Genomic DNA, 23,347 nt, shown 5'->3' on the forward strand with positions numbered 1-23,347 from the left:
ATAATACGTTGGTAATTCATAAGATAATGCTTATATTTGCAGACTCAATTTTTTTGACTTCTTTACATAATTTTAATAACTGACTAGAGATGGGTAAATCTAAGCTTCTGTTCATTACACACGAAATGTCCCCTTTCCTCGAACTCACAAAAATTTCTGAAATCACGCGCCAATTGCCCCAGGCAATGCAGGACAAAGGTTACGAGATCCGTATACTGATGCCGCGTTTCGGAAACATCAATGAGCGCAGGAACAGGTTACATGAAGTGATCCGTTTATCGGGTATGAACATCATCATTAATGATAATGACAATCCTTTGATCATTAAGGTAGCCTCGATCCCGGCCGCGCGCATGCAGGTTTATTTCCTCGACAACGAGGAATACTTTCAGCGCAAGCATGTGTTTAATGATAAGGACGGGAAATTTTATGCTGACAATGATGAAAGGATGATCTTCTTCTGCAAGGGTGCATTAGAAACTGTTAAAAAATTGGGCTGGGCCCCTGATGTGATCCACTGCCACGGCTGGATGAGCTCGCTGGTACCGGCTTATCTGAAAACTACTTATAAGGACGATCCTACCTTCAAAAACTCAAAAGTTGTCTATTCGGTGTACGACAATGATTTTGCCGGTAAGCTAAATCCTGATTTTGCTAACAAGGCGGTTATGACCGATATGACCGAAACGCACACCGAAGTTTATAAACCAGGCACGGCTTCAGCGCTTCATGCTGGCGCTATCCACTATTCCGACGGAATAGTTTTGGGCAGCGAAAACATTGACGATGAAGTGTTAAATAATGTTAAAAACAGCCATAAATCGGTTTTAGAGTTTGATTCCACTTCTGATTTCGAAAATTATTACAATTTTTACGACGAAATTACCAACGAAGAATTGGTACATGTTGCATAAGTATTGAGATCGGATATGAAATTTCTTAGATTAGACTTATTGACCTTGTTAATAAGTCTTTTTATTTTAAATAGCTGCAGGAACGAGAGTACTATAGGCCTTGGGGTGACATCTTCGACCCAGTTGAACAGTACAATGATCGACACTGCGACAATTGTGGTGAACACGGTGCCCGAGGATTCTGTGGTTACATCTGGTTTGACCAAAAGCGCCCTGGGCTATTTCCAAGACCCGGTGCTTGGCACTTCCGAGGCAAACATTGCCGTAGCGCTTAATCTCCCGAATCAGAACGCTTATTCGCTACCTACAGGCACTGTAACGGTTGATTCGGCTGTCCTTGTTCTAAAATATGCCGATGGGTTTTATGGTGACTCGCTTACATCAAAGTATAAGGTCAATGTGTATCAGTTAGCTGAGCGGCCGCTTATTCAAACATATTTTAACACAAAAAGCTGGAATTACAATAACACAATTATTGGAACCCGTAGCTTTTACGCCCGTACACACGATAGCATTAAGATATATGATATTATAACCGGCGCGCCGGATACGCTGAAACGCGTGGCTCCGCAGTTAAGGATACCTATTGACAGGAATTTTATCAACACCATCCTGTTTAACGCTAGCAGCGCCCAGCTTAGTTCTAACACTGTTTTCCTTAACAATGTTAAGGGTCTCTATCTTACGCTCGATAAATCGGGTACCACCGGCCCCGGCGGAACATTTATGTTTGGCCTCAGGGATTCGCTTAATGTATACTACCGCGCCAACAACGGCACAACAGTTGACACAGCAACTGTGTCGTTGCCGCTATCGTCCGTTCATGCCGTACAGATAAAAAGGACGCCTTCCGCGGCGGTAACTACCGAGCTTGCAAATACAACCGGCGGGTCAAGGGATGTGATCTATTTCCAGGGGCTGGCAGGTTTGAAAGCCAAGATAAGTTTTCCCTATTTGAAGAGCATTATTAGAACTGTTGGGGCCAGGATAGTTATCAATAAAGCCGAACTGGTTATTACGCCGGTACCGGGCAGCAATATACCTTATAATGCGCAGCCTAAACTGACCATGTACAGGTATGACATAGCCCACACCCTGGCCGAATTGCCTGACGCCAGCCCGAATGATGCTCGCTCAGCTGGCGCAGCGGTTTTTGGAGGATATTATAGTCCATCATTAAAAAACTACCATTTTACCGTTACAGCCTACATACAGGACCTGATGGATGGTAAAACTGTTGATTACGGTACTTATATCGCTCCGGTTGATACCACCAATACGCAAACTGTGGATATAGCCCCGGCACCACAAACCGGCGGCCGCACTGTAGCCGTCGGCACAGATAAGAATTCTCCTTACCGGATAAAACTCAACATTACTTACACCAAAATAAATAACTGATAAACGGCCCTGAGACAGGGCCGTTTCTGTTTATTTGGATTATAATTTGCCGCTCCTATTGCTTTTACGGGGCAGGCGGTTATTTTTGTACTTTTTAAATTTAAAAACTTCTATTTATGTGCGGCATTGTAGGTTATATTGGTTACAGGGATGCTTATCCTATAGTTATCAAGGGTTTACATCGTTTAGAATATCGGGGATACGACAGCGCAGGCGTGGCGCTTATTGATAAAGATCTTAAAGTTTATAAAAAGGCCGGGAAAGTGAGCGACCTGGAGCACTTTACCGATGGCTTGAACACAAAAGGCTCCATCGGTATGGGCCATACGCGCTGGGCCACGCACGGCGCCCCCAGCGACCGCAATTCGCACCCGCATTCATCTGGCAACCGCAGGCTCACCATTATCCATAACGGCATTATCGAAAATTATGCGGTGATCAAGGAAACTTTACTTGCAAAGGGCCATGTTTTCCTGAGCGATACCGATACTGAAGTTCTGATACACCTGGTGGAAGATATTCAAAAGGAAACCGGTCTTGACCTGCGTGAGGCCGTGCGGATAGCCCTGAATAAAGTGATCGGTGCATACGCGATCGTTATCATGAGCGCCGATGAGCCGGATCAGCTGATAGCCGCCCGCAAGGGTAGCCCGATGGTGATCGGAGTAGGCGAAGGGGAATATTTCATCGCTTCGGATGCTACGCCGATCGTGGAGTATACCAAGAATGTGATCTACCTGAATGATAACGAGATCGCCTACATACGTCGCGAGGACCTGCTGATCAAGAATATTGATAATACAGTACAAACACCCTATGTACATGAACTGGACCTGAAGCTGGAGATGCTTGAAAAAGGCGGCTACGATCATTTTATGCTGAAGGAGATATATGAACAGCCCCGCTCCGTCCGCGACTGCATGCGCGGGAGGATATATCCGCAGCAGGGCCTCGTACAATTAGGCGGCATAAAGGAATATACTGAAAAGCTCAAAAATATCGACCGCATTATCATAGTGGCCTGCGGAACCTCGTGGCACGCGGGGCTGGTTGGCGAATATTTGATAGAGGAGTATGCCCGCGTATCGGTTGAGGTGGAATACGCTTCTGAATTCAGATACCGCAACCCGATAATTACTGAAAAGGACTTGGTTATAGCCATTTCCCAATCAGGCGAAACCGCCGATACCATGGCAGCTATAGAATTGGCAAAAGAAAAAGGCGCAACCATATTCGGCATTTGCAACGTAGTTGGGGCCTCTATCCCGCGTACAACCCATGCGGGTGTCTATACGCACGCCGGACCTGAAATTGGCGTCGCCTCCACCAAGGCTTTCACCGCCCAGGTCACTGTGCTTACCCTGATGGCCTTCTATATTGCGCAGCAACGGGGTACCATCACCCAAAGCAAACTGGTTGAATACCTTACCGAGCTTAACGAAATACCTAACCTGGTTGAGATCGCGCTTAAATCCAACGATCATGTTAAAAAGATCGCCGCCCGATTTAAGGACTCGACCAACTGCCTGTTCCTGGGCCGTGGAAGCTCGTTCCCCGTGGCGCTGGAAGGCGCATTAAAACTGAAGGAAATATCCTACATACATGCGGAAGGTTACCCGGCCGCCGAAATGAAACACGGGCCCATCGCACTGATCGATGACGAGATGCCTGTTGTATTTATCGCTACCAAACATTCGTCGTACGAGAAGGTGATCAGCAACATCCAGGAAGTTAAGGCACGCAAAGGGCACGTGATCGCTATCGTTACCGAAGGCGATACCGACGTAAGGGCGATGGCAGACTATGTCATCGAAATACCGCAAACAGCCGAAGCATTCGTGCCATTACTGGCCACCATACCATTACAGTTACTGGCCTATCACATCGCTGTAATGCGGGGATGTAATGTCGATCAACCCCGGAACCTGGCTAAATCGGTGACGGTGGAATAGTGAGTGGTGAATAGTCAATAGTGAATGGTCAATAAATAGCCTGTTTTCCGTAATAACAAAAGACCCCGATAGTTTGATACTATTGGGGTCTTTTGTTATTACTACTCACCATTGACTATTCACAAAACCGGTGCGATTTATCACATAGAAAAAATCGATAATTAATTAGATTTTAATTAGATTTGCTCTATATGACCATTACCCAGCTTGAATATATTGTCGCCGTTGATACCTACCGAAGCTTTGTTATGGCTGCCGAAAAGTGTTTTGTTACACAACCTACACTTAGCATGCAGGTGCAAAAGCTGGAGGATACCCTTGGCGTAAAGATATTCGACCGCAGCAAGCAGCCTGTCACGCCTACCGAAATTGGCATCGAGATCATCGACCAGGCCAGGATCATGCTCGCCGAAAGTGAAAAGATCAAAGAGATCATTACCGACAGGCAGAAAGAGCTATCCGGCGAGCTAAAAGTGGGCATCATACCCACAGTATCACCCTATATTTTACCAAAGATCATTTCGAGCTTCATTCAAAAGTATCCCCAGGTAAAGCTTATTGTATGGGAGCAGACAACCGAAGAGATCATACAGCAATTGAAGCTGGGCACACTGGATTGCGGCATCCTTTCGACACCGCTGCATGAAAGTACGCTTACCGAAATACCTGTTTTTTATGAAAACTTCGTTGCTTACGTATCCAAACACAGCAAGCTTTCCAAAAAGAAAAGTATAGTGCCGGAAGATATTGATATGGAGGAAATTTGGGTATTGAACGAGGGTCATTGCATGCGCGAACAGGTGCTGAACATATGCCAGCGCCGGCGATCGACCAAGAGTTTTCTTCATTTTGAATACAATACCGGAAGTGTTGAAACACTCAAACGGATGGTAGACCAGAACAACGGCGCGACAATACTGCCCGAACTTGCGCTGGCCGAATTGACCGAAAAACAACTGGATAAGGTACGCTATTTTAAAACACCTGAGCCTGCCCGCGAGGTAAGCATTGTGATACAAAAGAACTTTCTGAAGCGCCGCATGATAGAGGCTTTGAAAACAGAGATACTCGAGTTTGTACCCAAAAGGATGAAAAGCAGGAAGAAAAAGGAAGTGATGGAGATATAACGTTTTAACAGGTTTCTGGCGGCCCGGTATAGACTATCACCACATCATCGCCTACCGGGTGGCCGGTACAGGTCAACACCCAGCCCCTTGCTATATCCTCGTCTGTCAGCACCTCATTAGCCGACATCAGCACCTTACCGCTTTTACAGATGGCCGAACATGCCGAGCAGGCGCCCACACGGCAGCTATATGGAATGGCTAGTTTGTTCTGAAGTGCCGCCTGTAATATCGATTGATTTTCGCCCACGGCTATATCATGAATTTCGCCTTTGAAATGTATTTTAACATTGCCCGGCGGGTAATTAACCAAGTTGCCGGCAACAGGCACCGTTTCGATCACAAAGTTCTCCTTGCGGATACTGTTCGGATCGATGCCGGTATACAGTAACGTCAGCCGTACCATACGCATAAAGGTGAAGGGGCCGCAGATATAAAACTCTGCCTTATCAATATTGAAATAGCTGTTTTGCTTTACTAATTGTTCAACCAGTAAATTGTTTAGCCTTTTGCCTTTGCTGCTGATAAAATAATGGATTTGTAACCTTTCCGGATGATCTTCGGCAAGATGATCCAATTCATCCTTAAATAAAACCGAGCCGGTTGCACTGCTGTAAACGAGTATAAGCTTACTGTTGCCCGGATGCCGCATGATGTGTTTGATCTGCGAGAAAACCGGCGTGATACCGCTTCCTCCTGCAAAAAAGAAGATGTCTTTTTCAGACCGGTAGTCATTTACGGTAAAACGTCCCGCAGGTTCAACTGCATTCAAAATGTTGCCAACCTTCAGTTTAGTCAGCATAAACCGAGATATCTCGCCGTTGGTTTGACGCTTCACCGTGATGGCAAGCAGAGTATCTTCAGGAGACGAGCTTAGTGAATACGACCGCCGTATCTCCACATCCCGATGGGTAAACACCAGGGTTAAAAACTGGCCCGCCTGGTATGTAACTCTCTTACCGGAAGTCTCCTTTAAAAAGAATGTCGCAGCATCGGGTAATTCCCATTTAATAGCCTCAATTCGCAGCTGAAGCATCACGACCAGGTTTTAAGCACGATCTTGCCGAACTGGGTCGAGTGCTCCATTTTCCGGACTGCCTTATCAGCATCGGCCAATAGGAACACCTCATCCACGACCGGGACTATTTGATGTTCGTTCACAAAATCTACCATCGCCTTAAAATCATCCGGCGAACCCATGGTAGTCCCCAATATCTGTAGTTGCTTCCAGAATATCTTGCGCCCGTTCAACGGAGGGATGTTCCCGGCCGTTCCACCAAAGAAAACGATACGGCAGCCGGGGTTGGCCAGATCGAGCAATTTATCGAAACCATCGCCCAGCGCGCTGTCTATGATCACGTCAAACCCACCCGCCATCAGCTTTAATTGTTCGGCCCAATCCTGCGCTTTGTAATTTACGCCTGCAGAAGCACCCATTTGCTTCGCCATTTCAATTTTATCACCCGAGCCGGATGTTACAAACACCCGGCACCCGGCCGCAACAGCCCATTGCAGCGTGAATGTACCGGTACCGCCACCTACCCCGGTTATAAGTACCTTATCGCCCTTTTTTGCTTTACCTTTCGTAAATAAAGCGCGGAACGTCGTCAAGCCGGCAAGGGGTAGTGCCGCAGCCTGTTCCCAGCTCAGGTGCGCCGGTTTCAGGTAAAGGTATTCGGCTTTAACTTTTACATATTCGGCCAGGGTGCCATTTTCCGGCAAACCCAATATGCTAAAATCCCGGTTCTGGTATCCGGCATTGGGGCCCCAGTTATGGCAAGGATTAATGATCACTTCTTTATTAAGCCATTGCTTATTGGCATTGTCCCCAACTTCTGATACGATACCTGCCCCGTCCGAGCCTAATATCGACGGATACTTTATTCCAGCGTATTTACCTATAGTTATCCAGTAATCCCGCCGGTTAAGCGCCGCGGCTTTGATCTGCACCAAAACTTCATCAGCGCCCATGGCAGGCTTTTCAACTTCTTTTAATACCAGCGGCTTATCTGCGGCTTCTAATACGATGGCTTTCATGCAAGAACATTTTTCAAAATTGTCGTTCTGAGCGTAGCGAAGAATCTAATAATGGGCTTATTTTTCGGACACAAAATACTTCCTTAACAGATGCTTCACTGCGTTCAGCATAACAAAAGGGATATATCTTAAACAAAAAACGGCGAGATACCCCGCCGTTCAAATCTTCTATTTTACTTATTAAGCTGTTGCTTTTGCATATAGCTCGGCAACATGGTTCCAGTTGATCACGTTCCAGATAGCGGCCAGGTAATCCGGGCGGCGGTTCTGGTATTTCAGGTAGTAAGCATGTTCCCACACGTCGATACCTAAAATAGGCGTACCTTTTACTTCGGCAATATCCATCAAAGGGTTGTCCTGGTTAGGGGTCGAAGTAACCGCTAATTTTTTATCAGCAGTAACGATCAGCCATGCCCAGCCGGATCCGAAACGGGTTGCGCCTGCTTCAGACATCTTTGTTTTAAAGTCGGCAAATGAACCGAAAGTACCGGTTATTGCTTCAGCAAGTTTGCCGGATGGCTCTCCGCCGCCGCTTGGCGAAAGCAGGGTCCAGAACATGGTGTGGTTATAGTGTCCGCCGCCATTATTACGCACCCCCATAGGGAACTTCGAAATATTTTTGATAATATCTTCGATATTGCTGTCCGCCTCAGGTTTACCTTCGAGCGCCTTGTTTAAATTGGTAACGTAAGCCTGGTGGTGTTTTCCGTGGTGAATCTCCATCGTCATTTTGTCGATGTGAGGTTCCAGAGCATCGGTAGCGTAGGCCAATGCAGGTAGTGTAAATGCCATAATGAACTATTTTTAAAGGTTGTGAATCGTATCCTACAAATATAAAGTTATGAGGGTGACTTTTGTTCTATTAAATGTCAATTTTGTGTTAGCGTATGATTGATGGCTCCCGGATCATGGCGAGCATCTTATTTGCTATGAACTATTTGCCCTTCCGCTTACCCCTGAAAAAACTCCGCACTAATTCTGCGCATTCATTTTCCTTTATCCCGCCGGTGATAAGGGTTTTGGGATGTGTGATCTTTTGGTTAAGCCGGCCAAAACCCATCCGCGTATCATAAGCCCCGAAAACGATCTTCTGCAGCTGGAACCAGTACGAGGCGCCGGCGCACATTACGCAGGGTTCAAGGGTAACATAAAGCGTGCAGTCTTTCAGGTATTTGCCGCCAAGGAAATTAGCCGCAGCTGTCAAAGCCTGCATTTCGGCATGTGCGGATACATCGTTCAACCGTTCGGTAAGGTTATGGCCCCGGCCTATGATCTTTCCTTTGCAAACCACAACGGCACCTATCGGTATCTCATCCTCTTCCAGGGCAAGTTTGGCTTCCTTCAGCGCCTCGGTCATGAAGAAATCATCGGGTGATATGGCCGGCTCATCGCCGAAAGTATAATAGCGCATTACATTAATTTACTGCCGTTCGGCACCTTTTGTTCTACAGACGTCAGCACAATATCGCCATTATCATCGGCAAAACCGGTGATCAGAAACTCCGACATAAAAGTGGCGATCTGCTTTTTTGGAAAATTGATGACCCCGACGATCTGCCGGCCAATCAGCTCTTCTTTCGTGTAGTGTTTCGTTATCTGTGCACTCGACCATTTGATGCCAAATGGCCCAAAGTCGGCCTTCACTTTATAAGCCGGCTTATTTGCTTCGGGAAAATCAGCTACTTCGAGTATGGTGCCGGCGCGAAGTTCGACCTTCTCAAAATCATGCCAGGTAATAGTTTCCATAGTGCAAAGCTATGGGAGAAATGCAAATTGCAAAATGCAAATGAGAAAAACCGGGATGTTAAACGCTTATGATGCCGCGTTTAATGGCAAATATAACCAGGCCAACAAGGTTTTTTGAGCCTGTTTTTTCAAATAACCGCGCCCTGTAACCCTCTACCGTACGCACGCTAAGGAATATCTTATCGGCAATTTCCTGGTTGGAATATTCCTGGCAAACCAATTTCAGCACTTCTATTTCCCTGTCGTTCAGTTCGATACTTTGCTGCCCAGCGTCGGCCTGGCCCGGCCCCACCAGTTGTTTGATCAGCGTTACAGAAAGGTGCTCGTTAAAGTAGAATCCTTTATTATAAACCGTAGAAATTGCTTCGATGATCTCCTCGGGCTCTGCATTCTTCAACAAATAACCCGATGCGCCGGCCTTCATCATGTCAACTATATACTTGTCCTCGTTATGCATGGATAAGGCCAGTACTTTGATATCCTTAAAATTCTGGTGAATGTGAGCGGTAGTTTGCATGCCGTCCATTTCGGGCATTTTAATGTCCATCAATATCACATCGGGGGTACGGGTAGCAAGCTGTCCTATCAGTTCCTTCCCGTTTGATGCTTCTATGACCAAATTAAAATCGGCGCAGTCCTCCAGGGTGGCTTTTAAACCATTCCTGAAAATTTTGTGATCGTCGGCTATTGCAAGATTTATCGGCTTCATTGACAGGATAAATATAGAATAAATTTATTAATTATAAGTTTATCGCCGCGGGAGCGGAATATTTATTGTCGTGATCGTTCCACTAAGCGGTTTCGAATAAATATCGATCTTCCCGTTGATCAGCTGAACCCTGCTGCGAAGGTTCTTTATGCCAAACCCATGCTTCACCGTTTCAATATTGAACCCTTTACCATTATCGCGAAAGCTCATTACAAGTGTATTGCCGTTTTTTGCAAGATCAACATGTATAGTTGAAGCCTCCGAGTGTTTTACCGCATTCCCAAAAAGCTCCTGTGCTATACGATAAAGTGTCAGCTCTATTTCCGATCCGAAGCGCTCGTCACCAAGCTTTCTCGTAAATGCCACCTGTATGGGGGTATTGTCGTTCATTTTCACGCACAAGGCCTGCAGCGCATCGATCAATCCAAAATCCGTCAGTACAGGGGGCAACACGTTATGGATAATGTTCCGTATCTCCTGTATGCATTCATCGGTAAGTTTGCGTGTATCCGCCAGCATGGCGTTTTGACCCTCGTTCAGCTTATCCAGCTTATGCAGTTTCAGTTTTATGGCCGAAAGCACCTGCCCTACACTATCGTGCAAATCCTCGGCCAGCCTTTTTCGTTCAGTTTCCTGCGCCTCGATAACAGCTTTAAGCAATTCCTGCTGACGTTCGTCCTCCAGCCGCCTCAGGGCAACCTGGTTTTTGATCATTTTCCGCTGGTAAACGATCACGAAAAAAAACAAACCGGTAATCAGTACCACGACTACCAGTGTGCCAATAATTAATACTGGTATTATGCTATTTTCTGGGGCTGGCAAAGTAATCCGGTTGTATATAACAAGTTAGCTATTATATTGGTGATATTATTGATCATATAGTAAGGCGGCCGCTCATCGGCAGGTATCCTTGCTATAAGCATAAACAGAAAAATGTTGATAGAAAAATAAAACAGTACAGCTGCATTGAACCAAAAAAGTCCCTGTTTCTCGATATGGACAAACTCCTGCCGGGTCAGCAACTGGTAAAAATAAAACAACGACAATATAATAAATACTATGCTCGAAGCCGTATTCGATTCCGTCGGATAGGCAAAAAGATTTCTTGCAAAATATACAGCGATAATAAATGCCGGTACACAAAGTGCAACTGTGAGTATTTTAAACTCTTTGCTGAAAAACGCTTTATAATAAATTACACCGAAGAACATGATATTGAGGATCACAAATATGTTTATCGCCAATATGTTGTTTATGTGCCACCAAGGTAATAACCATTGCGTCAAGTCGGATATAGCCGACACGATCAAAAAAAGACCTATAATTTTGGCGATCTTATCGAGGTGCCTGTAATTATAGATCAATGCGATAAGCGGCAGCAATCCTGACGCTGAAGAAATGTAATCAAATATCTGTTCTTTGGACATAAAGATAAGGTATTCAACTTCCGGTCAGCACGTTTTGCGGGCAATTAGCCGAACCCGGGCATGGATGCGCCTGCTCAGCAACAAATCCGGTAGCCCCTGTCGAACCATCGGATGTTGCCATCGCTTTGAACGTATGCGGCTGAGCAGCGCCTTCGGCTACTTCAACTTTTCCGTTCGCGGGCAAAAGATCCATACCCTGCGCGTTTGCGCCAACCAGTATAAAATGATCATCGCCGATAGCCCCGGCTATATATTTCTTTAAAAAATTTGCTATCCCGAAAATGAACTTCTGCCAGCCATTCAATCTTTGGCCGTTGCCATAATAAATACGTATGCCCAGGCAACCTGGCTGCTGCAAAAGGCGATTAAGTATTTCGCTGCCGAAAAATTGCGAAATGGAATTATGCGGATAACGGTCGCGATGGTTCTTCGTCCATTCTGCCGCTAACGCAATGTCAATTTCCGCCCCTTCCTTACCGGTTATAGGGGTCCTTGTTTTTGTTTCCATGATTTAAAATGAGTGAGTTGAGGGTTTATTTTACTAAAATTAGAATTAATTGGTTACTTAACCAACAAGCACTATAAGCCCTGGCAAGGCTTTGACTTTAAGTAAAAAATATTCAAACTGCTGATATTCAGCTTTGTTTTTGAAAATCGGCTTACTGTGTGCCTTTAAACAATACGTAGTTTTACGCAGCAAAAACAGTGTTCTTACGGTGTAGCAATATGGCTTTATAGACCCCCTGTTCAGCTTAATTGCAGGTAGATAAGCGCTGCAATTGCCCCGCCAATCACCGGACCAAGTATTGGTATCCAGGCATAGCCCCAGTCGCTTGTCCCCTTACTTTTGATGGGCAGCAGGGCATGCATAATACGAGGGCCAAGGTCGCGTGCAGGGTTGATGGCGTAGCCGGTGGTTCCGCCCAGGGAAAGGCCGATAACCCACACTAAAAGAGCGACCGGCAGCGCACCGACAGAGCCGAGGCCAATCGGCACTTTAGTAGGTTTAATTTCAGCGCCTGTTACATAAAAAACAACAAAAACCAGCACAAACGCCCCGATGATCTCACTGGCAATGTTTGACACATAGTTGCGTACGGCAGGACCTGTACAAAAAACCGCGAGAACGGATCCCGGCTCATTGGTCCGCTTAAAATGATCGTAATACATCACCCATACCAGCAATGCGCCGCACATAGCGCCCAGCATTTGTGCGATGATATATGAAAGTACATTCGACCACAAAAATTTACCGGCTATTGCCAGACCGATGGTAACGGCCGGGTTTAAATGTGCGCCGCTATAGGGCCCCGCTACGGTTATGCCGACAAAAACCGCAAGCCCCCACGCGGTAGTAATCACTATCCAACCACTATTGTTGCCTTTGGTATCTTTTAAAAGTACATTGGCTACCACGCCATCACCCAGCAGGATGAGCAGCATAGTTCCAATAAATTCAGCTAAAAATGGTGACATTATATCTTAGGTTTTTAAGTTGATATTTTTTGAGAAGCAGGATTCAAGATTTTTTGCCTGTCCTGAATCCTGGCTCTACTCAACACTCCATGCCTGTGCAGCACGCACAGCCTTTTTCCACCCTGCGATGCCCTGCTGTGTTTCAGTCGAATGGGCAACCGGTTCAAAGATCCTTTCAGCCTGCCATAGTTCTTTGATCTCATCCACACTTTTCCAGTATCCGACCGCCAGTCCCGCTAAATAGGCCGCGCCAAGCGCAGTAGTTTCCACTACATTTGGCCTGATGACTTTGCACCCCAGCAAATTTGCCTGGAACTGCATCAGTAAGTTATTACCCGTCGCACCCCCATCCACCCGTAGTTCGCTGATCGGTAAACCGGCGTCGGCTTCCATTGCTTTAAGCACGTCCATGGTTTGATAAGCGATAGATTGTAAAGCGGCCCTTGCTATATGCCCTGCGGTTGTGCCACGTGTTAGTCCGACAATTGTTCCGCGCGCTTCAGGGTCCCAGTAAGGGGCTCCCAATCCGGCAAAAGCTGGCACAAAATAAACACCGCCGATATCAGGTACACTTAAGGCAAGCTGCTCTACTTCCGCCGAGGTTTTGATAACACCCAATCCATCGCGCAGCCATTGTACCACTGCGCCACCAATAAATATACTGCCTTCAAAAGCGTAATGTGTCGTACCGTTTATTTTCCAAGCGATGGTAGTCAACAGGTTATTTTTTGATGCGATGAACTTTTCGCCAATGTTCATCAGCATAAAGCAGCCCGTTCCGTAGGTGTTTTTCACCATGCCGTTATCAATACACATTTGCCCGAAAAGTGCGGCGTGCTGGTCGCCCGCTATGCCGGCGATGGGTATTTTAGATGCAAAGATGGTAGTGGTGGTTTCTCCGTATATCTCGCTGCTTTGTTTCACCTCGGGCAGCATATTTTTGGGGATGTCCAATAATTGCAATAGCTCGTCATCCCATTCCAGCGTTTGTATGTTAAAGAGCATCGTACGGCTGGCATTGGTTACATCGGTAGCGTGAACTTTGCCGCGTGTAAATTTCCAAACCAGCCAGCTGTCGACCGTTCCAAAAGCGAGCTTGCCAGCCTCTGCTTTTGCCCGTGCACCTTTTACATTATCCAATATCCACCTGACTTTTGACCCCGAGAAATAAGCGTCAATAACCAAACCAGTTTTGGATTGCACCAGCGTGGCATGGCCGTCCTGTTTCAGCTGGTCGCAAAAACCCGCCGTGCGCCTGTCCTGCCAAACGATAGCGTTATAAATTGGTTCGCCGGTGGCCCTGTCCCAAACAATAGTAGTTTCCCGCTGATTGGTAATACCGATAGCCTTGATATTGGTACCATTGATCCCCATTTTCACGGTAGCCTCTGCGGCTACGCCAGCCTGGCTCGACCAGATTTCGTTGGGATCATGTTCAACCCAACCCGGCTGCGGGAATATCTGTGTAAATTCTTTCTGGGCCACCGACCTGATCTGCCCATTATGATCAAAAACTATTGCGCGCGAACTTGTGGTACCCTGGTCGAGGGCCAAAATATATTGTTCCATTACAGGTTTAAAAGAATAATTGGTTTATAAAGCTACCTAATATTTTCAGTACAATCCACGCGTCAGTGCAACAAATACGCTTGCGCCAGTTTTTTGAATGATGCAACCTGGCTTTCCTGCCATTGGCTATCCCTGCCTGATTCTGCCGCCATCAACCTGGCTGTCAGCGGCGCCGCCTCTATGGCCGCATCTGCGTCCAGGAACAAAAGCCTTACCCTTCGCGCCAATACATCTTCCACCGTCCGGGCCATTTCATGCCGCACCGCCCATATCACTTCAGCCTGCAGGTATTCGTAACGCGGGTGCAGTTTTTCGCCCCATACTTTGTTTTCATTGGCAAGTGCCAATAGTGATTTCCTATCGCTTCCATATACGTACAGGTGATCGTTCCAGTCCGTACCTTGCCGGCTTCCATGTATAGGCAGCTCTTTGGTCCGGCATAATGCCGGCTTTAATCCCGCTATCTCCATAGCTTTGTCAACTGTATCTTCGGCCATTTTCCGATAGGTTGTCCACTTACCGCCGGTCATCGTTATCAAGCCGGATGCCGACACCACGATCCTGTGCCCCCGCGAAATTTCTTTGGTTTTGGATGATTCGTCCTGCGGGGCCGCCAGGGGCCGTAAGCCCGCAAACACGCTTAACACATCCTTTCGTTCGGGCGGTCGCTCCAGGTACCTGGCGGTGTTTGCCAATATAAAATCTATTTCCTGCTCCCTTGCAACCGGTTCAATGCTATGTTCATCCAGCGGTGTATCGGTGGTTCCTATCACCAGCTTATCATGCCATGGTACGGCAAACAGTACGCGGCCATCATCCGTTTTTGGGATCATTAGGGCATCAGCCGATGGCATAAACGACCGGTTAAGGACCAGGTGTACACCTTGGCTGGGTCTCACCAATGGCTTTTTACCCGGCGAATCCATTTGCAGCAGGTCATCCACAAATACGCCCGTCGCGTTAATGATCGCCTTTGCTTTCAGATGATAGATTTTCCCTGTTTCAAGGTCATTGGCTACCACCCCCGAAAGCTTCATGTGCCCACCCTTTTCAAGCCCTGTTACTTTAAAATAGTTAAGTACCACGGCGCCCTGTTCAAGGCAGGTTTGGGCAAGATTTATGGCCAGCCTGGAATCGTCAAACTGGCCGTCGTAATAAACAACACCGCCATATAACCCTTTAGGTTCGATACCCGGAAGTCGTTCAAGGGTCTCTTTTTTCGAAATGTGCCTGGTTTTTCCAAAACTTAGTTTGCCTGCCAGCAGGTCGTAAAAAGCAAGACCAACGCTGTAGTACATGCCTTCCCACCAACGATAATTCGGGATAATAAACGGCAGGTTCTTTACCAGGTGCGGCGCGTTTTTGAGCAACAGGCCCCGTTCGCGCAGCGCCTCGCGTACAAGGCTGATATTGCCTTGCGCCAGGTAGCGTACGCCGCCATGTACAAGTTTGGTGCTTCGGCTCGAAGTCCCTTTGGCAAAGTCGGCCTGCTCAAGCAGCAAGGTTTGATAACCCCTCGAGGCAGCATCGAGCGCTATCCCAAGGCCCGTCGCTCCGCCACCGGTAATAATAATGTCCCAGGTTTTATCCGGATCCAGTGATCTAACAATTTCGCCCCTGTCGGTAGTTATCATCAAGATAAAAAGAAATAAACCGAAGGTACTGTATTAGACAGTGTGGGTTCGATATTATTTCGTTATCAAATTTTTAATTCAGTATTACTCGGTCGTGTCCGCTTCCTCTTTCAGCTCATCCTCCTTTTTGCCACGTCCAAGGTGCACTTTGGGATTGGCCTGCGTACCGGTTATCGTCATGGGTATGCCGAAAATGCCCAAAGGGGGCAGTCCCAGCCTGAATTTCAGGTTCAGGTCGCCATTAAAACTTACCTGGCCTTCAAACCTCGGCCTGAACCCGGCGATGCGCATTTTGGTACGTTCGATAGTGATGATGTTATTGGCGATGGTCGTTTTAATATCCACCTTTGATACATCCCCGGGTTTGCCCAGGCTATCCTTGCCGGTTTCCTTGGCTACCGAGCCGAAAAGCCTGAAACCTTTGATCTTCACCTTTTTTATGGAAAGCACGCCGCCGCCTTTAAGCGAGGGGTAAACAGGCTTCATGTCTTTATTCAGCTTGCCGCTCAGTTTATAGTCAAGCGAAACGATACCCTCTGCCGATGATGCCGACGTTGCCATATCATGGAACAGCTTTACCTGGTTGTAAGCTTTTTTAATATCAAACTCCTTAGCATTAATATGGTAATCAAAATATGCCCTTTGCGGGGTAACGCTGCCATAAGTGGCGTCCATTACCACCGGGGCGTCTATCATGGTAAAACCAGCCTGCTTCAAAACTATCTGCCCGTTGCTAATGTCCATTTCACCTTTTACATCGTTAATGTCAAGGCCCTGGTATTTCACCTTCTTCACGTCGGCGGTAAAAGTCAGGTTCAGGTTGGATGGTACAAGCACCACGCCTGTCGGCGCCGCGGCTGCTGTTTTTGCCGGCGGGTTTGTAGTAACGGCGGGTGGAGGGCCATCGGCAAAAGCCATAAAATCATCCGCAAGTATAAGACCGCTTTTTAAGTTAAAAGTACCGGTCAAAGGCGCGTTGGGCTTCATGGCATAATCTATCACATTGGATAATGCACCATCCAGCACAATAACCGAGTTGCCATAATTTGCGGTAAAGGCGTCAAATTTCATCTTGTCCTGCACGAAACTAAACACACCCGTTTTGATGACGAACGGCTTCGGGAACAGGTCCGAAGTTAATGCCAGGTTCCTCACCTTCATCGTGCCTTTATTGAACAACTGGTCGTAACGCCCGGCCGTGGCATCGCTTTGCTTACCCTTCAAAGTAAAATTGGTGGTGATGAGCCCATTCACGCCGTATCCCTTTATCGCGAACACCTTGTATATTTTGCCGATATCCAGCGTACCTTGCGAGTGAATATTGTATTGCAGGTCGGCAAAGTTCTTGAGGTCAGCTTTCAGCAGGAACGGCTGCCCCTCAAAAGTCAGCGAAACCGGCTTGATATTTACCTTCAGCCCGCTGAGCGAGCCTGTATTGTCGGTAATGTTCGCGCTGATCTGCATATCCTTAATGGGATCAGGATAATACTTTGTTTTTACGTAACCGTTTACCAGGTTAATATCGGCCTTTATCACCGGGAATATCTTTCGTTTCGGAATATAGCGGCCCTTGGTTTGCATATCGAAACTTAATTCGCCGCGCAGGTCGGTTCCTTCTACAGGATATATTTTCTTCAGTTCGTCCAGGTTAAATTTAGAGTGCAGGGCGCCATCCATGGCCAGCCCCGAGGCATTGCTCAGTTTAAAATAACCCTTTAAATAATTGTTCAATGCGTTCACATTCAAATTGGCAAACTGCATGGTGAAGTGTTTCACATCGTTATCCGGGCAGGACGCATCAAGATCGAAGCTTATGTTTTTTATGGCTTCCGGAACGGTTGGATATTTGATGTATCCATCCCTGAAGGATGATCTCAGCGTGAATTTTGGTATACTGGTTATCACCGTATCAACATGCCTTATTCCGCGTTTCTGCAAGCCTGTAGCATATTTGCCTTCAGCCAGTAAATGAAGTGCGTAGCGGCCCTTCAGGTCCACCGATTTGACACCGAATGCCCGGTTCCACTTTTCCAGGTCGACCTCCGTATTTATACGGGCAAATATTTGGGGCGATTTTAATCCGTTCACACTGAATTTAGAGTTAAAATAGTCCTTATCAATCCTGAAATGCAGCGAATCGATACTCAGCGACATGCTGTCAGGATTCAGGTGGGGTACCTTCATTGCCATATCCAGGTAAAGGTCCTGCACAGGCGACGGCGTATGATTGTTGGAGATATACCCGTTTCGCGCCTTCATACTAAAGCTAAAATCAGGGTGGATGTTTTTTGAGGCGATGTACTGGCCCGTTAGTTCAACCTGGGCCTCGCCGGTTCCTTTTACCTCGGTACCGGTTACCCATTTGGCGTACGAAGGCGGCAGGGCTGTGAAAATATCACCTAAATTGGTTTGGCGCGATGTGAATTTGAAGTCCATATCATAACCATCCTTTATAAACCCGAACCGGCCGACAAACTTCACCGGCAGCTTGTTGATCATTAAGTCGTTCTTCTGGAAGGCAAAGGCAAGCGATTTTGTATTGATGCTCGTTACCAGGTCGGCATTCACCGTGCGGTTAACCACATATTGCTTGTTATCATAAGTAAAGTCAGCCTCGGCTATCTCTACATGCGATTTCAGATCAAAAATATTTTTGGTAAAATCGCCGCTGCCGCGGTAGTTAAAGTTGCGGGCATCTATCTGCGTCGGAATGGAAGCGTCATCGTAAACGAGGTGGCTCTTTTCTATCACTATTTCCTCAATGCCAAGCGAAGCGGCGCCCGTGTCTGCTTTGGATTGCTCGGCCTGCGGCTGACTTTTATAAACACTATAGTTGCCGTGCCCGGCGCTGTCAACCTCGATATTGATAAATGCCTTGCTCAGGTAAACTTTGCTTATCTTGATCTTTGACTGCAGCAACGAGGTCAAGTCGACGGCAAATGAAATATCCTTGGCAGCGATAAGCGTGTCCTGCTGAAAAGGCGCGCTGCCCTTCAGCGTAAAATCCTCCAGAGTAAGGGTTAGTTCAGGGAAGCGTTTGAAGAACGAAAGACTGGTTCCCGAGAAGTTAAGCTGCCCGTTTATACTGTTATTGGCCAGTTGTTTTATCTTTTTCGTGATAGTTTTCGGGAAAAGCACCGGCAAAAGAAACATTAGCAGGAGTATGCTACCTATGGTAATACCCGTAATTTTCAGCGTTTTAAACAGGATCTTCTTAAATTTCATCTTCGTAAGCAATCGTACAGGTACGGTTGTATGAAGATAAAAATAAATGGGAAAGTATTTATAAAGATAAGTTTAAGATTGAATGCAATTGGTGATGGTGTCAAAACAAGGTTAACATGGTTAACACAATCTCCAACGCTTAAGTAGTTAATGTATTGATTATAAGTTATTTATTGTAAAATCTCGTTAAAATGTGTTACCATAAAAAGTAACCATCTGACTCGACCTCAAATAGCTATACAGATTTGTGAGTAAATCCTGCAATACCTTTATAAAGTTCTTCCGCCCTAATCACTGGTTAACTAATCACTAACCTCTCAAAACAAACTAAACTGCACCTGCGTTCTTTCAGCTATGATATTCACCGGCTTCTCAGTTGGGGCAAATGAACCGCTGATATGATAAACCGCCGTTTCCACAAACCTTGAGGCTACAATAATTTCTGTTTCGCCCGCATGGCGGCTGAAAAGCTCATGCACCAGGTTGGGGTCGTTATTGTCCTTTGATAAGTGCGCCAAAAACAAGTGGCTCATGAACGCCGGCCGATGGGTAAGAAAAACCTCCAGCGCCTGGGTGTTGGATAAATGCCCCAGTCCGCCGCGGATACGGCGTTTTAAGTGATAAGGGTAACGTCCCCTTTCCAGCATATCCTCGTCATAATTAGCTTCCAGGAACGCCGCATGACATTTGGCAAAATGCTCTGTCAGATGTTTGCAGGCCATGCCAATATCGGTAAACACACCAACGGTAACCTGACTACAGGTGATGTTGAAACTGTGTGCATGGGCCGCATCATGAAACTTGGGGAATGCCGAAATAGTGATACTGCCTATGGTAACAGGCTCATAAGCCTTGAAAGAAAATACTAATTCGCGTTCAAGGCTCAGGCCGCTGCTTTGCAATGTTGCCGGGGTAATATACACCGGCAGCCTGTATTTCCGGGAAAGGACGGCAATACCGTTAATATGGTCCGAATGCTCGTGCGATACAAAGATCGCCTTCACCTTTTGCATGGACAGGCCGAGCCTTTGCATGCGCCTTTCCGTCTCGCGGCAGGATATCCCGGCATCGATCAGGATGGCTTCCTTATCGTTACCGATGTAATAGCAGTTGCCGTTGCTGCCCGAATTTAGCGATGCGATGAAAAGCGACATGATACCTGCAAATTAACCTATTTCGGGGCTATTTTCCACGATTTTTTCAATTTAGTTTGAGCCCGGGATAAGCGGGCAGACCACCCGTACCTTATTAACAATGAACAGGTTAGCATAAGAAAAATGAAACACAATGGGAAACCGGCTGTTATACCGATATGAATTGGACCGCCAGGGTACGAATTGTTAATGCGCCCTGGCACAAAACTTAAGTGCTATGAAAACATTCTTCAGGCTATCAGCTGTGTTGCTGTTATCTGCAGCCACTGCGTTGACTACTACCGCAAAACCGCGACATCACAAAATGAACGATATGTCCTATAACCAGGTTAGCATTATCCCGCTTAAACATAACCGCGGATTTGCCATTCATGTCGACAAGGCTATCCCCGGAAAATCAATGGTTATCATCAATGACGATTCGGGCAATACCGTGTTTAAAGATTGCCTTACCAGGGGAACACTCGCAGAAAAAAAGTACATGCTGCGCGAATTGGATAATGGCAAATACAGCGTCGAGATATACGCAAAGGGACACGATATCAAAACAAATTTCTATATCTACAACAACGGCAACAGGAGGGTCGTCGATATCATGTAACCGTGCGTTGCGGGTATGCCATTTTTTTAAAGCATCATCTTCCATTTGGGGTGATGCTTTTGTCGTTTTAAGGGCACTTTCATCGACAAATTACCAAAATGGCTCTATCAATAGCGCCTCACACTCTACGAAGCATGTATTTTATTAATTATTAACCACTTACATGCTAAAAATTGGCAAAAAAGGGCGTTCGTCTATACCTTTCGGGTGGTGGTCTAATACATTTTTTTAATAACCATACTTATTGTTGTTTTGGACATTGAAATAACAAAGCAAATTAGGTTTTACAATAAAATTGGTAAAAAAATGAAAAAGACAATCGCAATCGCAGCACTGATATTAGGAATAGGTACCAGTGTTTTCGCAGCCCCAAAGGCACCCAAAGCTGACGCAGGTGTTAGCTTCACTTCACTAAAAAATGACAAAGGTTTCGGCGTAAAAGTAGCCGCTGAAAAATCGGTCATTATTTTTTATGACAACGAACATAACGTAATATTTAAAGACCTTGTATCAAAGGGCCTGCCTACCGAAAAAGGCTATAACATCAGCGCCCTTGATAACGGTGACTATAAAGTTGAAGTAAAAACAGAAAGCGGCTCGGTTACCAAACGCATGCATGTTTACGAAGTTGACGGCGCAAAGTCGTACTTCTTCTTCCAGGAATAATTGATAGTTGATAAAGTGCAGTGGCCAAAGCATCGCCCCCGTGGGCGGTGCTTTTTTAGTTTGCAAAAAAGCGAGCGCTGTTTCTATCTTTAGCGCATGGATTCAACACAAAAACCGCCGCAACTGGACGATGCCGAACTGCGCGTACTTGGTTCGATGATGGAAAAAAGTCGTACCACCCCCGATTATTATCCCATGACGATCAATAGCCTGGTAGCTGCCTGCAACCAAAAAACATCGCGCAACCCGGTGGTGCAATACGACAACGAAACCGTAATCAATGCAGTGAATACCCTGAAGCGGCGCGGCCTTGTGTCCACCGCTACCGGCGGGACCGACAGGGTGGTTAAGTATAAACATAATTTTGCCATCGTCTATCCGCTTATCCCGTCCGAATTAGCCATAATTTGCCTGCTTATATTGCGCGGGCCCCAAACCCCCGGCGAGTTGAACACCAACTCAGGGCGCTTATATGAGTTTGAATCGATAGAAGATGTGCAGGTGATCTTGGACAAGTTAGCCTCGGGCGATGACCCATTCATCAAACAGCTCGATCGCCGCCCTGGCCAAAAAGAAGCGAGGTACATCCACCTGCTTGGCGGCACGGCAAACTGGAGCGAAGAAAGCTATTCTGACAACACCCCGTCACGCTCACCAGGCGAACTGGAGGCGCGGATTACTAAACTCGAAACCGACCTGGCTGAATTAAAAGAAGCTTTTGATAAATTAATGAAGGAGTTAATGTAGCCGGGGTCGTACCTGTTCAAAACATTTCAATAAACCTGCTTAATTCCGCGTCGCGTTCGCGCAGCCAGAAAAGTACCATCGATGCTTTTTGAGGCAGGCTTTTTAATTCAATGAGTTTAATATTCATTGCTGCGCCGCTTACCGACGATACCGGCTCAATGGAAATGCCCAGGCCTGCTTCCACCAGCCGCAGCACACCCATTGCGTGTGCCGACTCGTGCGCAACATTGGGCTTAAAGCCGAAGTCCTGGCATATCTGCAATATCGCCTCGACATAACCGACACCCGTAGAAACCTGCGGCAATATAAAGGTCTCGTCTTTCAGCACCGACAGGTCGGTAATTTTCTCTTTAGCCAACGGATGGTTGCCGGGTAATATCAGTACATAGTTTTCCCTGTACAATACCTTCGACCGCATTTCCGGCGGTAGCATAATATTAGGAGCCACTCCCATATCCGCATTGCGGGCCAGCACCATTTCTATTTGCTCAAAGTTTGATGTTTCCTGCGCGATGGTTTTCAGGTTGGGCCACCTTTGCTTCATCCGGACCAGGAAGGGCGGTACCACACTGTTCATTGCCGAACTGGCATGGGTTATCCTAATTTCGCCGGCTTCGCCATTGTTTATTTGAGCGGCCCGGGCAATGGTTTTGTTCAGATCCTGCAATATCCTGTCCGCCTCCTTCTGAAAAAAAAGGCCGGCCTCGGTTAAGGTAACCGTTCGTTTGCTGCGATTAAACAGTGTTGCGCCCATCTCATTTTCCAGCAGTTGTATTTGCCTGCTTAATGCCGGCTGCACAATATTGATCTGCCCGGCGGCCTTGCGGTAGTTGAGCGTCTCGCATAAAACCAGGAAATTTTTGATCTGCTGAATATCCATCAATAAAAATAAGTTATCAATTAATCAAAATTAAGTATTTTATTTTATCAGTTAAACGCTTTTTTTTTGCTGAAGCACATTAACT

At 46.5% G+C, this 23,347-nt stretch carries 22 protein-coding genes; 7 read left to right on the forward strand and 15 right to left on the reverse strand.

Translation table 11 applies throughout. The annotated features are described in order from the left end of the window. Positions 1-89 precede the first annotated feature (89 nt). The 4 genes from FRZ54_RS02600 (at position 90) to FRZ54_RS02615 (ending at position 5,394) form a co-directional block, all read left to right on the forward strand. Positions 90-914, forward strand: a complete 825-nt coding sequence (locus FRZ54_RS02600) for a glycogen/starch synthase (protein WP_147030095.1) — start codon at positions 90-92, stop codon at positions 912-914. 15 nt (positions 915-929) lie between these two features. Then, positions 930-2,315 carry a DUF4270 family protein gene (locus tag FRZ54_RS02605; protein ID WP_147030096.1) on the forward strand — a complete coding sequence of 462 codons (1,386 nt, stop codon included), beginning with the start codon at positions 930-932 and terminating at the stop codon, positions 2,313-2,315. A gap of 116 nt (positions 2,316-2,431) precedes the next feature. Beyond that, positions 2,432-4,267 (forward strand): glutamine--fructose-6-phosphate transaminase (isomerizing), encoded by a 1,836-nt coding sequence (gene glmS / locus FRZ54_RS02610; protein WP_147030097.1) that lies wholly within the window; start codon positions 2,432-2,434, stop codon positions 4,265-4,267. A gap of 191 nt (positions 4,268-4,458) precedes the next feature. Next, entirely contained in the window at positions 4,459-5,394 is a 936-nt protein-coding gene (locus tag FRZ54_RS02615; protein ID WP_147030098.1) for a hydrogen peroxide-inducible genes activator, read from the forward strand. 4 nt (positions 5,395-5,398) lie between these two features. Here FRZ54_RS02615 and FRZ54_RS02620 read toward each other — a convergent pair whose 3' ends face one another. The 14 genes from FRZ54_RS02620 to FRZ54_RS02685 all read right to left on the reverse strand — a co-directional run bounded on the left by FRZ54_RS02620 (position 5,399) and on the right by FRZ54_RS02685 (position 20,368). Then, positions 5,399-6,427, reverse strand: a complete 1,029-nt coding sequence (locus tag FRZ54_RS02620) for a ferredoxin--NADP reductase (RefSeq protein WP_147030099.1) — start codon at positions 6,425-6,427, stop codon at positions 5,399-5,401. Then, a complete protein-coding gene (locus FRZ54_RS02625; protein ID WP_147030100.1) occupies positions 6,427-7,428 on the reverse strand; it encodes a zinc-binding dehydrogenase in 1,002 nt (333 codons plus the stop codon). Before FRZ54_RS02625 ends, FRZ54_RS02620 begins: the two co-directional genes overlap by 1 nt. A gap of 180 nt (positions 7,429-7,608) precedes the next feature. Further along, complete coding sequence (locus tag FRZ54_RS02630) at positions 7,609-8,220, reverse strand: superoxide dismutase (protein ID WP_147030101.1); 612 nt, start codon at positions 8,218-8,220, stop codon at positions 7,609-7,611. Between the two features lie 142 nt (positions 8,221-8,362). Then, complete coding sequence (locus tag FRZ54_RS02635) at positions 8,363-8,839, reverse strand: nucleoside deaminase (protein WP_147030102.1); 477 nt, start codon at positions 8,837-8,839, stop codon at positions 8,363-8,365. Beyond that, complete coding sequence (locus FRZ54_RS02640) at positions 8,839-9,174, reverse strand: tRNA-binding protein (protein ID WP_147030103.1); 336 nt, start codon at positions 9,172-9,174, stop codon at positions 8,839-8,841. Before FRZ54_RS02640 ends, FRZ54_RS02635 begins: the two co-directional genes overlap by 1 nt. Before the next feature lie 58 nt (positions 9,175-9,232). Further along, the gene (locus FRZ54_RS02645; protein WP_147030104.1) at positions 9,233-9,883 is read right to left on the reverse strand and encodes a response regulator transcription factor; all 651 of its coding nucleotides are present in this window, start codon (positions 9,881-9,883) and stop codon (positions 9,233-9,235) included. Positions 9,884-9,922: 39 nt separating this feature from the next. Continuing rightward, on the reverse strand, positions 9,923-10,648 hold the full coding sequence (locus FRZ54_RS02650) for a sensor histidine kinase (protein ID WP_147030105.1): 726 nt from the start codon (positions 10,646-10,648) through the stop codon (positions 9,923-9,925). Positions 10,649-10,680: 32 nt separating this feature from the next. Continuing rightward, positions 10,681-11,310 (reverse strand): hypothetical protein, encoded by a 630-nt coding sequence (locus FRZ54_RS02655; protein ID WP_147030106.1) that lies wholly within the window; start codon positions 11,308-11,310, stop codon positions 10,681-10,683. A gap of 13 nt (positions 11,311-11,323) precedes the next feature. Then, entirely contained in the window at positions 11,324-11,818 is a 495-nt protein-coding gene (locus FRZ54_RS02660) for a hypothetical protein (RefSeq protein ID WP_147030107.1), read from the reverse strand. A gap of 239 nt (positions 11,819-12,057) precedes the next feature. Next, positions 12,058-12,786 carry an MIP/aquaporin family protein gene (locus FRZ54_RS02665; RefSeq protein ID WP_147030108.1) on the reverse strand — a complete coding sequence of 243 codons (729 nt, stop codon included), beginning with the start codon at positions 12,784-12,786 and terminating at the stop codon, positions 12,058-12,060. Between the two features lie 75 nt (positions 12,787-12,861). Beyond that, positions 12,862-14,355 (reverse strand): glycerol kinase GlpK, encoded by a 1,494-nt coding sequence (glpK, locus tag FRZ54_RS02670; protein ID WP_147030109.1) that lies wholly within the window; start codon positions 14,353-14,355, stop codon positions 12,862-12,864. A gap of 62 nt (positions 14,356-14,417) precedes the next feature. Further along, positions 14,418-15,989 (reverse strand): glycerol-3-phosphate dehydrogenase/oxidase, encoded by a 1,572-nt coding sequence (locus FRZ54_RS02675; RefSeq protein WP_147034401.1) that lies wholly within the window; start codon positions 15,987-15,989, stop codon positions 14,418-14,420. An 84-nt stretch (positions 15,990-16,073) separates the two neighbouring features. Then, the gene (locus FRZ54_RS02680; protein ID WP_147030110.1) at positions 16,074-19,214 is read right to left on the reverse strand and encodes an AsmA family protein; all 3,141 of its coding nucleotides are present in this window, start codon (positions 19,212-19,214) and stop codon (positions 16,074-16,076) included. Between the two features lie 317 nt (positions 19,215-19,531). Further along, positions 19,532-20,368 carry an MBL fold metallo-hydrolase gene (locus tag FRZ54_RS02685; RefSeq protein WP_147030111.1) on the reverse strand — a complete coding sequence of 279 codons (837 nt, stop codon included), beginning with the start codon at positions 20,366-20,368 and terminating at the stop codon, positions 19,532-19,534. 217 nt (positions 20,369-20,585) lie between these two features. On the opposite strand from FRZ54_RS02685, the gene FRZ54_RS02690 reads away from it, so the two are divergent. The 3 genes from FRZ54_RS02690 (at position 20,586) to FRZ54_RS02700 (ending at position 22,382) form a co-directional block, all read left to right on the forward strand. Next, positions 20,586-20,969 carry a hypothetical protein gene (locus tag FRZ54_RS02690; protein ID WP_147030112.1) on the forward strand — a complete coding sequence of 128 codons (384 nt, stop codon included), beginning with the start codon at positions 20,586-20,588 and terminating at the stop codon, positions 20,967-20,969. Positions 20,970-21,275: 306 nt separating this feature from the next. Continuing rightward, positions 21,276-21,635 (forward strand): hypothetical protein, encoded by a 360-nt coding sequence (locus tag FRZ54_RS02695; protein WP_147030113.1) that lies wholly within the window; start codon positions 21,276-21,278, stop codon positions 21,633-21,635. Between the two features lie 96 nt (positions 21,636-21,731). Beyond that, a complete protein-coding gene (locus FRZ54_RS02700; protein WP_147030114.1) occupies positions 21,732-22,382 on the forward strand; it encodes a YceH family protein in 651 nt (216 codons plus the stop codon). 16 nt (positions 22,383-22,398) lie between these two features. Here the strand turns inward: FRZ54_RS02700 and FRZ54_RS02705 are convergent, their stop codons facing one another. Then, complete coding sequence (locus tag FRZ54_RS02705) at positions 22,399-23,262, reverse strand: LysR family transcriptional regulator (protein ID WP_147030115.1); 864 nt, start codon at positions 23,260-23,262, stop codon at positions 22,399-22,401. Positions 23,263-23,347 lie beyond the last annotated feature (85 nt).

The sequence above is a fragment of the Mucilaginibacter ginsenosidivorans genome (genome assembly GCF_007971025.1).
GTDB classification, from domain to species: Bacteria; Bacteroidota; Bacteroidia; order Sphingobacteriales; family Sphingobacteriaceae; genus Mucilaginibacter; species Mucilaginibacter ginsenosidivorans.